At 66.7% G+C, this 16,106-nt stretch carries 13 protein-coding genes; 2 read left to right on the forward strand and 11 right to left on the reverse strand.

What is annotated here, in order from left to right; translation table 11 throughout:
• Nucleotide 1: 1 nt before the first annotated feature.
• The 3 genes from ACWEO2_RS00385 to ACWEO2_RS00395 all read right to left on the reverse strand — a co-directional run bounded on the left by ACWEO2_RS00385 (nucleotide 2) and on the right by ACWEO2_RS00395 (nucleotide 2,537).
• Nucleotides 2-628, reverse strand: coding sequence for a TetR/AcrR family transcriptional regulator (locus tag ACWEO2_RS00385; protein WP_452403353.1), 627 nt, complete (start codon nucleotides 626-628; stop codon nucleotides 2-4).
• A 107-nt stretch (nucleotides 629-735) separates the two neighbouring features.
• Nucleotides 736-1,785: an alcohol dehydrogenase catalytic domain-containing protein gene (locus ACWEO2_RS00390; RefSeq protein WP_354956514.1), complete on the reverse strand. Its 1,050-nt coding sequence runs from the start codon at nucleotides 1,783-1,785 to the stop codon at nucleotides 736-738.
• Entirely contained in the window at nucleotides 1,782-2,537 is a 756-nt protein-coding gene (locus ACWEO2_RS00395; protein ID WP_452403354.1) for an SDR family NAD(P)-dependent oxidoreductase, read from the reverse strand. The genes ACWEO2_RS00390 and ACWEO2_RS00395 overlap by 4 nt, the downstream gene beginning before the upstream one ends.
• Before the next feature lie 257 nt (nucleotides 2,538-2,794).
• Here ACWEO2_RS00395 and ACWEO2_RS00400 point away from each other — a divergent pair, with 257 nt between their 5' ends.
• Nucleotides 2,795-4,978 carry a malate synthase G gene (locus tag ACWEO2_RS00400; protein ID WP_452403355.1) on the forward strand — a complete coding sequence of 728 codons (2,184 nt, stop codon included), beginning with the start codon at nucleotides 2,795-2,797 and terminating at the stop codon, nucleotides 4,976-4,978.
• A 420-nt stretch (nucleotides 4,979-5,398) separates the two neighbouring features.
• Nucleotides 5,399-5,956 (forward strand): hypothetical protein, encoded by a 558-nt coding sequence (locus ACWEO2_RS00405; protein ID WP_452403356.1) that lies wholly within the window; start codon nucleotides 5,399-5,401, stop codon nucleotides 5,954-5,956.
• A gap of 17 nt (nucleotides 5,957-5,973) precedes the next feature.
• Here the strand turns inward: ACWEO2_RS00405 and ACWEO2_RS00410 are convergent, their stop codons facing one another.
• The 8 genes from ACWEO2_RS00410 to ACWEO2_RS00445 form a co-directional block, all read right to left on the reverse strand.
• Nucleotides 5,974-6,690 (reverse strand): hypothetical protein, encoded by a 717-nt coding sequence (locus ACWEO2_RS00410; RefSeq protein WP_452403357.1) that lies wholly within the window; start codon nucleotides 6,688-6,690, stop codon nucleotides 5,974-5,976.
• Nucleotides 6,691-6,851: 161 nt separating this feature from the next.
• A complete protein-coding gene (locus ACWEO2_RS00415) occupies nucleotides 6,852-7,505 on the reverse strand; it encodes a DUF305 domain-containing protein (protein ID WP_452403358.1) in 654 nt (217 codons plus the stop codon).
• On the reverse strand, nucleotides 7,502-9,076 hold the full coding sequence (locus ACWEO2_RS00420) for an LVIVD repeat-containing protein (protein WP_452403359.1): 1,575 nt from the start codon (nucleotides 9,074-9,076) through the stop codon (nucleotides 7,502-7,504). The genes ACWEO2_RS00415 and ACWEO2_RS00420 overlap by 4 nt, the downstream gene beginning before the upstream one ends.
• A 144-nt stretch (nucleotides 9,077-9,220) precedes the next feature.
• Nucleotides 9,221-10,153, reverse strand: coding sequence for a 3-methyladenine DNA glycosylase (locus ACWEO2_RS00425; RefSeq protein WP_452403360.1), 933 nt, complete (start codon nucleotides 10,151-10,153; stop codon nucleotides 9,221-9,223).
• Nucleotides 10,150-11,214 (reverse strand): hemolysin family protein, encoded by a 1,065-nt coding sequence (locus ACWEO2_RS00430; protein ID WP_452403361.1) that lies wholly within the window; start codon nucleotides 11,212-11,214, stop codon nucleotides 10,150-10,152. The genes ACWEO2_RS00425 and ACWEO2_RS00430 overlap by 4 nt, the downstream gene beginning before the upstream one ends.
• A complete protein-coding gene (locus ACWEO2_RS00435; RefSeq protein ID WP_452403362.1) occupies nucleotides 11,207-12,670 on the reverse strand; it encodes a hemolysin family protein in 1,464 nt (487 codons plus the stop codon). The genes ACWEO2_RS00430 and ACWEO2_RS00435 overlap by 8 nt, the downstream gene beginning before the upstream one ends.
• A 575-nt stretch (nucleotides 12,671-13,245) precedes the next feature.
• Entirely contained in the window at nucleotides 13,246-14,682 is a 1,437-nt protein-coding gene (locus ACWEO2_RS00440) for a GuaB1 family IMP dehydrogenase-related protein (protein WP_452403363.1), read from the reverse strand.
• Between the two features lie 168 nt (nucleotides 14,683-14,850).
• Complete coding sequence (locus ACWEO2_RS00445; RefSeq protein WP_452403364.1) at nucleotides 14,851-15,696, reverse strand: DMT family transporter; 846 nt, start codon at nucleotides 15,694-15,696, stop codon at nucleotides 14,851-14,853.
• Nucleotides 15,697-16,106: the final 410 nt, after the last annotated feature.

Here is a 16,106-nt window from a genome sequence, read left to right on the forward strand (position 1 = left end):
GTCAGCCTTTCGTTGTCGTTGCCACGATGCCGTCGAGAACGGTGGATGCGAGGATGTTGGCGATCTCGCCGGGGGAGTGGCCGCCGTGCGGGCGATACCAGAAGGTCACCATATTGAGCATGCCGAGCACGCTATTGGTGACCACGTGGTCGTTCGTGCGCAGCACGCCCATTGCGTGGCCCGCATCGATGACGCGCTGCCAGCACTCCTGCACCCCGTCGCGCATCTCCTGCAACTCCTCGCCGCGGTCGCCGGTCAGCGCGGTCACATCGCGCAATTGGATGGCGACCTCGCGGCGGTGCTCGATGATCAAGCCGACGTGACTGTGGATCAGCTTGCGCAGCTTGCTGATCGGGTCGTCGGTGCCGCGGGCGATCCGCTGCGCGTCGGTGAGCATCAGGTGGATGTAATCGCGCAGGATCTGCCAGAGGAGTTCTTCCTTGGATCCGATGTGGTAGTACAGCGCGCCTCGCTGCACCCCGGCCCGGTCTCCGATTTCGGCAACGCCAGTGCCGTGGAAACCCTTCTCCGCGAAAAGTTCCACCGCGGCCGCCACGATGCGTCCTCGGGTTGCTTCGGCTGTGGTCTCCGCGGCCGGTGGACGGCCGCGGCGTCGGGGCGAAACCATCTCGGGCCCACCCGTCCCACGACCATCGCCCATCATCGAATCGCTGCGCGATGCTGGCCCACCCGTCTCCCGGCCACCACCCCCCATCGAATCGCTGCGCGATGCTGTCATTTTTGGGGATCCAGGACGACTTTGGACACCCCGTCGGCCCGATCGGCGAACATGCGGTAGGCGTGTGCCCCCTCCGACATCGGGAACCGGTGTGTGACAACGGCTTCGGGCCGCATTCGGCCAGCGGCGGTGAGCCGCAGCAGCGCGGGCAACTCGTATTGGATCGAGCACAGTCCGATATGGAATTCGAGTTCCTTGACCTGTGCCAGCTGCATATGGAAAGGGAAGGCGCGGTTATGGCTGACGCCGACCACGCTGACTCGCCCCCGATGTCCGACCGCGCTGATGGCCAGCTTGATGGTCTCATCGGCACCGACCGCCTCGATCGCGACATCCGCACCGCCGCTCAGCAATTCGCGAATCACGGTCTTGGGCTCATCGGATTCGACCACCTCCGCGCCCAATTCAACGGCGCGCTTGCGGCGCTCGGCCACCAGATCCACCCCGAGTACCCGCGACGCACCCATGGCGAACGCCGACTGCACGGCCATCAGCCCGACCGGTCCGAGCCCGATCACCACCACCGTCTCACCGGGTGCGATGCGGGCGCGGCGCGCGCCGTACCAGGCGGTCGGCGCATTGTCGGTGAGCACGATCGCGGCCTCGTCGCTGACCGTATCGGGCAGTCGCACCAGATTTCCCTCGGCGTGCGGGACCGCGAGATATTCGGCCTGTGCACCCGCCAGGGATCCACCGAGGCCGTAGCAGGCGTCGACCGGCAGCGGATGCCGTTCGCAGGCCGCCACGATGCCGGCCTTGCACTTCGCACAGCGATTGCAGCCGACCGAGGCGGATACCAGTACCCGGTCACCGAGTGCGAATCCCTGGACATCCGAACCCAATTCGACGATTTCCCCGACCGCCTCGTGCCCGACGCTGTACCCGGTGCCATTGGTGAACCCGTGCCCGGCGTAGATGTGTAGGTCGCTGCCGCAGATCCCGGCCGCGGCTACTCGGACAATCGCCGCGTCCCGGCCGGGTAGCACCGGATCGGGTACGTCGGTGTAGGAGATCTGTTGCGGGCCGGCGTAAGTCAGTGCCTTCATCGCCATCCTCCGTCCAGGGCCAGGGTGGCGCCGGTGCAATAGGCCGAGGCGTCGGTCGCGAAGAACAGTGCCGCGCCAACGATCTCCTCCGGCTGTCCGACCCGCCTCAGCGCCACATGCCGGGTCAGCTCCGCCCGCAACTCATTGGGCCACGCCTTGGAGATATCCGTGGCGAACGGACCGCACTGGATCGTATTGACCCGCACCGTCGGCCCGAAGCTCTGCGCGAGACCGCCGGTGAGATTGGACAATCCGGCCTTGGCGGCCGCATAGGGGACCGCGAGCGGTTCCGGTCGCACCGCCTCGAGCGAGGAGATATTGATGATCGAGCCGCCACCGGCGGCGGCCATCCGGGTGCCGATCGAGGTCGACAGCCGGAACGGGCCCTTGAGATTGACCGCGATCACCTTGTCGAACATTGCCTCGCTCACCTGGTCCAGGCTCGGATACAGCAGCGACATTCCGGCATTGTTGACCAGCACATCGACCCGGCCGAATTCCGCGTATGCGGCCTCGGTCAGTGCGTCGCACTGGGCCCACTCGCTGACATTGCATGCCACCGGCAGCGCGCGCCGCCCGTATGTGTTCTTCACTTCATCGGCGAGTTCGACGCAGCCGTCGAGTTTGCGGCTGGCGATCACCACATCCGCTCCGGCCGCGGCGAAGGCGCGCACCATCTCCCGGCCGAGTCCCCGGCTGCCGCCGGTGACCAGCACGACCTTGTCCGCTAACGGCTGTTCCGGCAATGCCACGTTGCACCTCCATTGATCCCGGTGCGAATAAATGTTCCAGTCAGTACATTAATTGGACCGACCGATACAATCAAGAGGTCCGGGCGATCCCCATACGACACCCATCGCGACTCGCTGACGAACCGGCATCCAAGGTTCGGCGCGGCGGCAGACAATGCAGCCGCACGGCGATCGACCCGACGCACCGTCACATCACTACCGACGGGTAACATTGGTTGCGATTTTCCCACCCGGCTTTCTCAAAAGTGAGGCAGTAGATGACAGAGCGGATTCAGGTCGGCGGGCTCCAGGTGGCCAGCGTTCTCCACGAGTTCATCGAGAACGAGGCGCTCCCCGGAACCGGCGTAGATTCCGCCGCGTTCTGGGCCGGAGCCGAGCAGGTCATCAATGACCTCGCCCCGCGCAACCGCGCCCTGCTGGCCGAGCGCGACGAGATCCAGGGCAAGCTCGATGCCTGGCACGCCGAACACCCCGGCGCGAACTACGACAAGGCCGCCTACAAGAGCTTCCTGGGCGATATCGGCTATCTGCGCGCGGCACCGGCCGACTTCGAGATCGCCACCCAGAACGTGGACGCCGAAATCGCCACCACCGCGGGCCCGCAGCTGGTGGTGCCGGTGATGAACGCCCGCTTTGCGATCAATGCCGCGAATGCGCGCTGGGGCTCGCTCTACGACGCGCTCTACGGCACCGACGCCATCTCCGAGGCCGATGGCGGCGAGAAGGGCACCGGCTACAACCCGGTCCGTGGCGGTCGCGTGATCGAATTCGCGCGCAAGTTCCTCGATACCGCAGCCCCGCTGGCCAATGGCTCGCATCTGGCCTCGACGCACTACGCGATCGATGGCGGCAAGCTGGCCGTCACGCTGAGCAACGACGAGGTCACCACCCTGGCCGCCGATGGTGCGGAACTGGTCGGCTACCTGGGCGATCCGGCCTCGCCGACCTCGATCCTGTTGCAGCACAACGGTTTGCACGTCGACATCCAGATCGACCCCGCCTCACCGATCGGCAAGACCGATCCGGCGGGTGTCAAGGATGTGGTGCTGGAGTCCGCGGTCACCACGATCATGGACTTCGAGGATTCGGTCGCGGCGGTGGACGCCGAGGACAAGGTGCTCTGCTACCACAACTGGCTCGGCCTGATGAAGGGTGAGCTGGCGGAGAAGGTCACCAAGGGCGATAAGACCTTCACCCGCACCATGAACCCGGACCGCGTCTACACCGCGGTCGGCGGCGGTGAACTGGTGCTGCACGGCCGTTCGCTGCTGTTCGTGCGCAATGTCGGTCATCTGATGACCTCCGACGCGATCATCGACGCCGAGGGCAATGAGGTGCCCGAGGGCATCATGGACGGCCTGATCACCTCGCTGATCGCCAAGCACAGCCTGCTCGGCGATACGCAGTTGAAGAACAGCCGCACCGGTTCGGTCTACATCGTGAAGCCGAAGATGCACGGCCCCGACGAGGTCGCCTTCACCAACGAGCTGTTCGGCCGGATCGAGGATGTGCTCGGGCTGACCCGCAACACCCTCAAGGTCGGCATCATGGACGAGGAGCGCCGCACCACGGTCAACCTCGCGGCCTGCATCCAGGCCGCGTCCGAGCGCGTGGTGTTCATCAACACCGGCTTCCTGGACCGCACCGGCGATGAGATCCACACCTCCATGGAGGCCGGGCCGATGGTCCGCAAGGCCGAGATGAAGACCCAGCAGTGGATCCTGTCCTACGAGGATTGGAATGTCGATACCGGTCTGGCCGCCGGACTGCCAGGCAAGGCGCAGATCGGTAAGGGCATGTGGGCCATGCCGGATCTGATGCACGACATGCTCGAGCAGAAGATCGGCCACCCGCGCGCTGGCGCCAATACCGCGTGGGTGCCCTCGCCGACCGCGGCCACCCTGCACGCGACGCACTACCACCAGGTCGACGTGTTCGAGCGGCAGCAGGAGATCGCCGCCGGTGGCCGCCGCGCCACCGTCGACCAGATCCTGGAGATCCCGCTCGCGGCGAATCCGAACTGGACCGCCGAGGAGAAGCAGCAGGAGTTGGACAATAACTCCCAGGGCATTCTCGGCTACGTGGTGCGCTGGATCGACCAGGGCGTCGGCTGCTCCAAGGTGCCCGACATCCGCGATATCGGTCTCATGGAAGACCGCGCGACCCTGCGTATTTCGAGCCAGCTGATGGCGAACTGGCTGCGCCACGGTGTGGTTACCGCCGACGAGGTGGTGGCCAGCATGGAGCGGATGGCGCCGGTGGTCGACAAGCAGAATGCGGGCGACCCGAGCTACCGGCCGATGGCGCCGGACTTCGCCAGCAGCATTGCGTTCCAGGCCGCGAAGGAACTGGTGCTCGAAGGCACCAAGCAGCCCAACGGCTACACCGAGCCGATCCTGCACCGGCGTCGGCGCGAGGCCAAGGCGCTGGCTTGCGTGTAAGTCGCTGCGCGTCCGAATAACTCGTGAATCCCCTGCTTCGGCACTCGCCGGGCAGGGGATTCCTTTACCACATGGGCGGCCCCCGGCACGGCGGCCGACCGGTTTCGGCTCAGATAACGGTCCGTTACCCTGGGCGCTGCATGAATAGTCGGACGTGAGGAAGTTTTATGGGAAGCGTTGTCCTTGATGTGGTCGCCCTGCTCGTCAATCGTGTAGCGCAGTTCTGGAACTGGATGGCCACCGGTTCGGCCGGTTTCCCGCCGCTGTAATCGGCGAACTGCCATCTTGTGCGACGACCCCCCGGGTCATGGCTCCATAGCGGATGCCGCGACCGGGGGGTTTCCCTTTGCCCGGCGATAACCTCTGGGCCGCCGCGGCGATTCCCTTCGGGAATGCGGACCGCCGACGTATCTTCTTGACATGAGCAGCGGCGGCCCCGGACGGATACCGCTCTGGTTCGAGCTCTGGATGGGCGTCATCACCACCGTTATCGCGCTACTCTGCGTGGCGCTGTGCTGGGAGATCGCCGCGCAGGGCAGCTTCCCGACCAAAGTGCTGCTGTGGGTGGGGCTTTCGGTTGTCGGCGGGGTCGCCGTGTGCTTCGGGATCCTGGGCCTGATCCGCTACCACGCCATCCTCGTCAGCCTGGCCGCCCCGATCCTCATCGCCACCCTCGCCGCCCTTGTCTGGTACGAGGTCCCCGAATCCGCAGGTTGGCGCCTGTCTCGCCCCATCCTCGAGGACCAGGCCGCCGCCTGCGCCAACCCCGGCCACCGCACCCGCCTCGGCATCTACTCCGTCACCTATATCACCCGCCGCGACGGCGGCTGCCTGTTCTACATCGCTGGCGGAGTGACGAATTCCGAGGGCCTCGCCTACTTCCCGGACAGCGCCCCCAGTATCGGCCCACCCGGACCGGGTTCGATCGGCTACGAACCCTTCCACGGTCCGTGGTACCGCTTCGTCGAGAACACCTGACAGTTACCTGTGTCGGTTCAGAATTTCGGTGCGATCCAGAGGGCTTCGGCCAGGGCGCAGGGGTCGCCGGAGGGGGTGGCGAGGGCGATGCCGACGGTGTGTTTGCGGCCCTGATGGGTGATGGGCCAGGCGTAGGAGATGTACGGGGAGTCGGGGTAGATGGGGTGGAGTTGGGTTGCGGTGAGGGCGGCGGTTACTCCGCCCATGCGCATGCCCTGTTTGCGGATGGCGGCCCAGCCGCCGGGGCAGTCGAGGGCGGCCCAGACGACTTCCGGTGGGAGCTGGCCGGATTCGTCGGCGAGTCCGGCGTCGGGGGTCCAAGCGGCGATAACGAGGTCGTGCTCCGGTGTGTCCCAGGTGAGTAGGCGCAGGCCGCGGCCGGGTGCGCAGGCGGCGCCGCAGCCGTAGCAGTCGGTGATGCGGCGCGAGACCATGGCCGCGTCGGTGACCGCCTTGGCCTCGGCCCAGGTCGGTGCGGGCGGGGGATCGATGGTGAGCACCGCTGGTGTGGATTCGGCGAGCAGTGCGCCGTCGGCGTCGGTCAGCGCGTGGCCACCGGATCTGGTCGGTCGCAATGACATCGGGGCGTCGAGCGGGACCTTGGCGCGGAAGTCGACACGCACCTCGGCGGCCTCGGAGCGCCCGGCCAGCAGACCCGCCACATATCCGCCGAAGGCAACGTCGGGATACCCGTGCACGTGTTCGGGGACGGTGACTGCCTCGGTCCGGATCACGTGTCGCTCAACCCTTCCTGTGCTGTCGATCTAGATCGACCATACCTCCGGGTCCGGACCCGGAGGAATACGCCCGCTCTGGGACAAGCGTTGAGATAGTGTCGCGCGGCCGATCTGCATCCGAGGCGGGGCAGGGTCGGCTCGAGCGTCAGTGATATCGGCTACGGCAGTGGTTGTCCGCCGAGTTGGGTGAGCAGCACACCGATGACGCCCGCCTCCTGGCTCTGGCTCTGGAACATCGACCGCGCTGCTTCCTTGACCGGGCCGGAGATCAGTAGCTGATCCGCGGTGCGGGCCATGGCGAGTCCGCCCTGATGGTGGCGGAGCATCAATTGCAGGAACAGGATTTCCGCATCGTGGCCGCGGGCGGCGGCGAGCACGTCGAGTTCGGCGGTGCTCGCCATGCCGGGCATCGCATCCCCGGTCGGCTGATCGGCAATAGCGGTCGAATGATGGTGCGATGCAGCCGCCTGAGCGTGCATCCAGGCCATCGGGTGCGGCGATAACGGTGACGCGTCGGCCAACCGCAGCCACCCCAGCATCGTGCCGATCTCGACGCGCTGTGCGTCCGAGAGCTGCTGTGCCAGACGCAGTACCGTCGGCTCGACGCCGCGATCCAAGCGCTGCACCATGATCAGCGCCTGCTGATGATGTGCCGTCATATCCTGCGCGAATCCGATCTCCACCGCATTGAGCACCGGTGCGGCCGGGTGGGCTTCGGGTAGTACCAGCGGCCGCAGCGCCGCACCGATCACCACCAGGGTGAAGGCGAGCGCGGCGAACGCGGCGGCGCGGATCCACCGGGACACGGTCACGACCCGACGGTCGATCGCTGATCCGCGGGTGCGGTGTATACGTCGTTCTCGAGTTGCAGCACCATGAATCCGTTATCGGAGCAGGCGACATACAACTGGTCGCCGCGCCATTCCGGAGGCGAGAAGCACCAGTCGGTGGAGACATCTCCGAATGCGAGGTTGCCGGTGCGCGGACTGAGTGCATCCGATGGATCGAACTGCCCCTCGAGCACCGCGCGTGCGGCCGGAAGTGCGCTCATGAACGGCACGCCGATGATCGAGGCGAGGGCGTGCGGAGAGTTCCAGAGGTTCAGGTTCTGCCCGGTGCGGGCGGGCGGGTTGAAGTAGGCGATCTCGCGGATGCTGTGCGGATCGCGGATATCGAAAACCCTGATGCCGGAGGAGATCCAGCCACAGGCGAGCGCGGTGGGATCGTCCGGGCGGTCCGCGGCACAGTAGTGCGATTCGTAGGCGAACGCCGAACCACCCATGGAGCTGCCGATATTGCTGTCGATATGCTGCAGCAGATTGATCTCCAGCTTGATCTTCCCGGCGACCTTCGGGGTGGTGTCATCGGAGATATCGATGAGTTTCACACCGCCGGAACCACCTTCGTCGACGGTGTAGAGGTACGGCTTGCCGCCATAGGACACCGGCACACTGTGCTGGGTGGCCCATCCGTCGGTCCAGAAGGTACGGCCGATATGGGTGACCTGCGGGTTGGGGTCGCGGCGCTGGACCGAACTGATATCGAGCACCGTGAATCCGCCCAGTGCGGACAGATACATCCGATTGCCGTCGGGGCTGATTCCGAAGCCGTGTGCCTCGATACCGGTCAGGCCCTGCCAGATGACGTGCGGATTCGCCGGATCGGTGAGATCGACAGCGCTGACGAAGCCGGGCGCGATACCCGAGGCCCAGTAGGTGCGGCCATCGGGGGACCAGCCGCCCTCGTGCGTGGTAATCGGTAGCGGCATAGCCAGATTCGAGCCGGGACCCGGATTGAGCAGCTTCGGATACGCGCAATCGGAGATGTCGTAGACCGACAGGTAGCCGACGCCTTCGCCGATCGGCACACCGGTACCGACCAGCAGTTTGCGCTCGACATTGACCTTGAGGCTTTCCCAGGTGCCGGCCAGCATCGCGGGTTCGGTCAGGGTGACCGTCGGCCGTGGATGCGCCGGATCGGAGACATCCAGTACCTGGACGCCGCGGCCCGCGCTGATCAGATCGCCGGGGAAGAATGAACCCATATATGCGCAGTGGTCGAAGCTGGTCGAGGTGATGCCAGCCCCGCGCCCGGCGTAGTTGCCGACCACCGACATATTGCAGGCATAGCCCTGGGTGCTGCGCCGACTGTCACGGTCGGCGGCCGGAACATCGCCCTGCAGCCCGGTTTCCGGCATCGATCCCGGTCCGCAGTCCGCCCGCGGCACCGAGGTGCGGCCGATATCGAGAAATTCCTGGACCGCGGTGGCGATATCGGACTGTAGATCGGCCGACGCGCTGCTCGGCAGCATCATCGCGGTGACGACCGCCGTGGCGAGCAGCGCCAATGGCCTGGTACGGCGCAGTGTCAGCTTCGGGTGCATCGTTGCATCCCAACTTTCCTCATCATGGGCACAGACCGCGCCGACTCAGACGGAATATGACTGACTGAATGGTAGTAACAGGCGATAACTTGATGCGGAAGTTTGGCGGAAATCGCAGGTAGGCAGCGTGTTTCAGGGTAGTGCTCAGCCGGCAGTGAGTGCGGCAGTGTCGTACGCCAGCAGAGCTGTGCAGACGTCGAGGAGGGACTGTCTGAGTCTCGTTGATCGCTCCGCAAGTGCCGACTGTGCCCGGACGTATTCGGCGCGGCCGGACGGGGTTTCGATGCGGACCGGTTCGTAACCGTATGCGGTGAGGTCGTACGGACTGGCGCGCATATCGAGCTCGCGCGCGGCGCAGGCGAACTCGAAGTAGTCGAGGAGCAGATCGGAGGACAGGAGCGGGGTGAGTTTGAAACCCCATTTGTAGAGGTCCATATTGGCGTGCAGGCAGCCGGGCTGTTCGCGGGCGACCTGGTCGGCACGGGTGAGGGGCTCCGCATTGCGGCCGACGGCGTCCGGGGTGAAGAAGCGGAAGGCGTCGAAGTGGGTGCAGCGCAACGACATTGATTCGACGACCGCATCGGTGCCGGTACCGCCGAGGCGGAGCGGGACCTGTTGGTGGCGGACCTCGTCGGTCTTGTACACCATGGCCCATTCGTGCAGTCCGAAGCAGGACAGCTGGGCGGGTCGAGATGCCGTGGCGCGCAACAGGTCCGCGATGAATGCGATGGTGTCACGGCGTCGCGCCAGGTACGTGGGGTCCGCGGTGTACGCGGATGCCCCGAGCGTCCACTCGACCACGGACCCTTCCGCGACTACGCGTGCCTCGGGTACCTCGATGCAGTGATATCCGCGGCCACCGTCGTATTCTCGTGCCCCGGCCAATGCGACGCCGAATCCCGGGTGCCACCGCCGCAGCTGCGCGGGCTTGTGTCCGTAGTAGGTGAACAGGAAATCGATCACCGGGTGTGATGAACCCGCCGCGCGGCGTTCGAGATACGGCCCGACGAGCTCGTCCAGCCGAGCCCGGTGCACGGCCGCCCTGGCCCGCCACTCGGACTCGGCCAGCACGATCATTCGATCACCCGGTGCGTCCCGTCACGCACGGTGCCGACGAACTCTTCCACCAGATCCTCCAGCGCCACAATGCCGACCGTATTGCCGCGATTGTCGACGACCCGGCCCAGATGCGAATTGGTGCGGCGCAACCGAGCCAGCGCCTCGTACAGCGGGGTGCCGGAGCCAACGGTCGGCAACGGGCGGATGTCGGTGCGCGGGATGGGCGTATTCGGCCCGGCGCTCTCATCGGCGACCTTGTCGAGCACATCCTTGACATGCAGATAGCCGACCAGCGAACCGTCGCTCGCACGCACGGGGTACCGGGAGAAGCCGGTTTCCGCGACGGCGGTTTCGATATCGCCGAGCTCGGTGCCACTGCCGCGCAATGGCACCGAGCGGGTCGTGGCCAGCGGCACCATCACATCGCCGACGACGCGATCGGAGGTGCCGAGCGCCTGGGTGAGGCGTCGGTGCTCCTCCTCGTCCAGCAATCCCTCCGAACGGGATTCACCGATCATTTCGGCGAGCTCCACACTGGAGACCGTGGCATCCAGTTCATCCTTGGGTTCGACCCGCAGCATGCGCAACGACAGGTTCGCGGCCAGGTTGTAGAGCGCGATCACCGGACGCGCCAACCGCAACCACTGCAGATGCACCGGAACCAGCAGCAGCGCACTGCGTTCCGGTCCGGCCAGCGCGATATTCTTCGGAATCATCTCGCCGAACAGGATGTGCAGGATCACCACGATCGTCAGGGCGACGGCGAATGCGATCGGATGCAACAGCTGTTCGGGCAGGCCGACCAGACCGAACGGCCCCTCCAGCAGATGCGCGACAGCGGGTTCGCCGATTCGGCCGAGCAGGATCGAGCAGATGGTGATGCCGAGTTGCGCGGCGGCCAGCATCATGGACAGGTTCTCACCCGCCCGGATCACCGTGTCGGCCTGGCGCTTTCCCTGTGCGGCCAGCGCCTCGAGACGGTCGCGGCGGGCCGAGATCAGCGCGAATTCGGCGGCGACGAAGAAGGCGTTGCACGCGAGCAGCACCACCGTGAGCAGGATACCGAGGAGATCACCCATGGCTGTTCTCCGTGGCGTTGTGCACGGTGGCGTTGTGCGTGGCGGCATCGTGTACGGCGGCATCGTGCGTGGCGGCATCGTGCACGGCGGCATTGTGTGCGGTGAGCGCTGCGGCAGCCACCGGGACCAGCCGGATCCGGTCGATGCGCCGCCCGTCCATCCGCTCGACCTTGGCGATCCAGCCGCCCTCCTCGTCGTCCAGATGGCGGTGCGAGGAACGCGGATTCGGCAGGATCACCTCATCACCGGTGACCGGGATGCGGCCGAGCCGGGTGAGCACCAGACCGCCGAGCGTTTCGTACTCGCCCTCCGGGGCGTCGTATCCGGTGGCGCGGGAGACCTCATCGATGCGCAGCAGACCCGAACAGTCCCAGCCGTCGGCGACCCGGCGGACATCGCGTTCTTCCTCGTCGTGTTCGTCGCGGACATCGCCGAGGATCTCCTCGATGAGGTCCTCCATGGTGACGATGCCCGCGGTGCCGCCGTATTCGTCGACCACCAGGGCGACCTGCATGCCATGGGCACGCACGCGTTCGAGTACCTCGTCACCGTCGAGGCTGGCGGGCACGATCGGCACCGGGCGCGCGAGCTGATACAGCGGGATGGTCTTGCGGACATTCGCCGGATGGGTGAAGGCCTGCTTGATGTGCACGACACCGAGCGTGTTGTCCAGATCGCCGTCGATGACCGGGAAGCGGGAGTAGCCGGTGCGGCTGGCGGCCGCGATGAGGTCGCCGATGGTATCGGACCGGTCCAGGGATTCGATCTTGACCCGGGGTGTCATCAGTTCTTCGGCGCTGCGCTCGCCGAATTGCAGCGAGCGGTCCACCAGCTGCGCCGTGCGGTGGTCGAGGGCGCCGCGCAGCGCGGAGGTGCGCACCAGCGAGCCGAGTTCCTGCGGGGAGCGCGCCGAGCGCAATTCCTCGGCAGGTTCCACGCCCAAGCGGCGGACCACCCAGTTAGCCGTGCCGTTGAGGAAGTGGATCATCCACTTGAACACCACCGAGAAGGCGATCATCGGCCCCGCGGTCGCCCGCGCGGTGCCGAGCGGCTTGGAGATCGCGATGTTCTTCGGGACGAGTTCGCCATAGATCATCGACAGCGAGGTGGCCAGCACGAGTGCCACTGTGAGTGAGATGCCCTGCGCCGCACCCGTGCCCAGGCCGAGCCCGGTCAATAGCGGCGATAGCAGCCGGGCGAGCACCGGTTCGGCGATATAGCCGGTGATCAGAGTGGTGATGGTGATACCGAGCTGAGCGCCGGAAAGTTGGAACGACAGGGTGGTGTGGGCCTGCCGGACCATGCGCGAGCGGGCGTCGCCGACGGTGCGCACATGCGATTCGACAGTGCTGCGTTCCAGCGCGGTGAGGGAGAATTCGGCGGCGACGAACAGTGCCGTGCCAAGGGTGAGGGCGATGAACCCGACCAGGCTGAGCACGGTGAGCACGACGGACATCGTCAGCACCACCTGCGAGAAACACGACGATGAGCTGAATCGGATCGGGCTGCTGGGGGAAGGAGAGCGCCGGGTTTGTCACCCGGCTCGGTAGAGGAGCCCTCCTGTGCGGCGCCCTCGGACGCGGGTGACAACTTGTTCCTCTCGGCAAATGGGGTTTGTCGTGCCGGAAACCGGCAACCCCTATGCTACCGGCCCACGCGCGTGCCCGCGTGGGCCGGTGGCTGTGTTGAATTTGCCGCGCCTGCGGCGCGGCGTGTTCGCGGCCCCCTGGTGTCTCGCGTCCGAGCCGTCGAGACTCGCGCCTTCGGCTCATGCGCTTCGACGACTCGGCTGAGTTCGATGGCCGAGCCTTCGGCTCGGACGCGAGACGGGCCGCGAACGGTCGCTCGTAAGACTCGCTCCGTGATGGTCGTCTTGGGCGTGTCTCTCGCTATCTGGAGTTGTCGCAGGTCCACCAGTCACTGGCAAGAGACCGGCCCTCGGCGAATCCGGCTGCCGACTGCACGCCGAGCACCGCCTTGCTCCGTGGTGGTTGCGTTGGGTGTCTCTCGCTATGTGCAGTTGTCGCAGGTTTACCAGCCACTGGGAAGAGGGCGGCCCTCGGCGAATCCGGCTGCCGACTGCACGCCGAGCACCGCCTTGTCGTGGAAATCGGACAGGGTGCGCGCACCGGCGTAGGTGCAGGCGCTGCGGACGCCGGAGCAGATGTGGTCGAGCAGGTCCTCGACGCTGGGGCGTTCCGGATCCAGGCGCATCCGTGAGCTGGAGATGCCCTCCTCGAACAGCGCCTTGCGGGCGCGGTCGAAACCGCTGTCGGTGGCGGTGCGGGCGGCGACGGCACGCTTGGAGGCCATGCCGAAGCTTTCCTTGTACGCATTGCCGTCACGATCGACACGCAGGTCGCCGGGGGATTCGTAGGTGCCAGCGAACCAGGAGCCGATCATCACATTGGACGCGCCAGCGGCCAAGGCCAGCGCAACATCGCGCGGGTGCCGGACGCCGCCGTCGGCCCAGATGTGTACGCCGAGTTCCTTTGCGGCGGTGGCGCATTCGGCCACCGCGGAGAACTGCGGACGGCCGACACCGGTCATCATCCTGGTGGTGCACATGGCACCGGGGCCGACACCGACCTTGATGATGTCCGCGCCCGCCGCGGCCAGATCCCGGGTGCCCTGCGCGGAGACCACATTGCCCGCGACCAGCGGCACACCGAGGCCGAGATCGCGAATGGCGCTGAGGGTTTCGAGCATCTTGGCCTGGTGGCCGTGCGCGGTGTCGATGACAAGCAGGTCCGCACCCGAGTCGACCAGTGCCTTGGCCTTGGCGGCAACATCACCGTTGATGCCGACCGCGGCGGCCACCCGCAGCTTATCGTCGGCATCGACATTGGGCTGGTAGATGCCGGTGCGAATGGCCCCGGTGCGGGTCATCACGCCCGCGAGGCCGCCGTCCTCGGCGATGAGCACGGCGAGCTGCGCGTGCTCGGCCTCGAGCAGGTCGAAGATATCGCGCGGCGAGGTGCTGGCCGGCGCCTTGACGAAATCGGTGATCGCGACATCGCGCAGCCGGGCGAAGCGGTCGACATCGGCGCACGAGGCCTCGGTGACCACGCCGACCGGCTTGCCGCCGTCGACGACAACAACCGCGCCGTGGGCCCGCTTGTGCATCAGGGCGACGGCCTCGGACACCGAACGCTCCGGATCCAGGGTGACCGGGGTGTCGGCGGTGAGCGAACGGCTCTTCACGAAGGCGATGGTGTCGGCGGCCGCAGCGATCGGGAGATCCTGGGGCAGGACGACGATGCCGCCGCGGCGGGCGACCGTTTCGGCCATCCGGCGTCCGGCGACCGCGGTCATATTCGCGACAACAATGGGAATGGTGGTGCCGGACCCGTCTGCGGTCGATAGATCCACGTCGAACCGTGACGCGACATCCGTCCGATTCGGGACGAGGAAGAGGTCGTCGTAGGTCAGGTCGTACGGCGGCTGATGACCAGGGAGAAACTGCACTTAACCGATTCTAACCGGTGCGCCGTTATCGCGTGCAATCGCCCAGCATTCGGTCCGCGCCATGCGCGAGTCGGTGGTCGCGTCGCCGGGATCAAGATCAGATGGGACTGGTGGCTGGGCTTTTTCGGTAGAAGTCGCCATGGCTTCGACCCGATCTCGGTTGCGAGGTCAGACCTCGGCTTCGACGCGGGAGAGTTGGATTGTGGTCGCACACATGGTGATTACCGCGATGGCGATGACAAGTAGGCCCACATTGTCGGTGCGCAGGCGTTCATCGAGGACGGTGATGCCGATGAAGGCGGCGGCCAGGGGCTCGGCGATGGTGACGGCCGGGAGGGAGGCGACCAGCGGGCCCGCTTGGTAGGCGCGTTGCTGGAGATAGAGGCCGATCACGCCGGATGCGATCAGCGCCCACGTCTGCCAACTGCCGAGCACATGGCCGAGGCCATCGTCGAACAATCCCGTGACGTAGGAGGTAAGTGCGGCGGCGAGGCCGAAAAGGGCACCGCCGACGACGCCGAAAAGTAGGGCGCGACGGGTCGGGTCGGCGGACTTGACACCAACGACGAGCGCGACCGCGAGCGCGGCCAGTAGCGCGGTCAGCGGCTGAATCCAATCATGAAGGGGCGCAGTGGTATTGCCCTGGGTAGGGTCGCCGACGATCAAGAAAACCGCCAACGCCACCGCGAGGGCGATGGCGGTCGCCCAGGTGCTCGGGGCGATCCGGCGTTTGTTGAGTCGGGCGGAGAGGGGAAGGGCAAAGATCAGCATGCTGACCAGCATCGGTTGCACGAGCAGGACCGCGCCCAAGGCCAGCGCCGCGACCTGCATCGCGTAACCGCCCGCGTCCCCGACGATTCCGGCCCACCAGCGCGGACTGCGCACCAGCGAACCCATCAGCGACTGCCCTTCCGGGACCGCTGCGGCGGCATGCTGCTGCGCCACCGCAGCCAGCGCGAACAGCAGCGCCGCGATCAAGGCGCAGGCAACCGCGCCCACCTCGTGATTCGACACCCGATCAGTTTGCCCCGCGATTGCGGCTCCCGGGCACCCCCTGCGGCCGTCCGGCGCGTCGACGGGTACGCCCGGGCGTGTCGCCGCTGGTCGCGGCGGTGCGGTCCGCTCCGCCTGCGCCGACACCGCGACCGGAAGTCGCCCCGGCACCATGGGCCGATACGCCGCGCGCGGCCGAGCCCGATCCGGCGGCACGGGCCGTGCCCGCCTTCGCCGATCCGGCGGAACGACCCGGCGCGGCCGATGCCGAGTTCACGGCCCGTCCGGGAGCCGTCCGCGCCGATCCCGCGCCGCGGCCCGGCGCGGCAGTTGCCACACCTGCGGCCCGACCCGTGGTCGAAGCGGCCGTCGACCCGCCCGCGGCTCGACCCGAAGTTCCGGCACCACGCCGACTCGACGTCGCGGTGGAA

The sequence above is a fragment of the Nocardia sp. NPDC004278 genome (assembly GCF_053602975.1).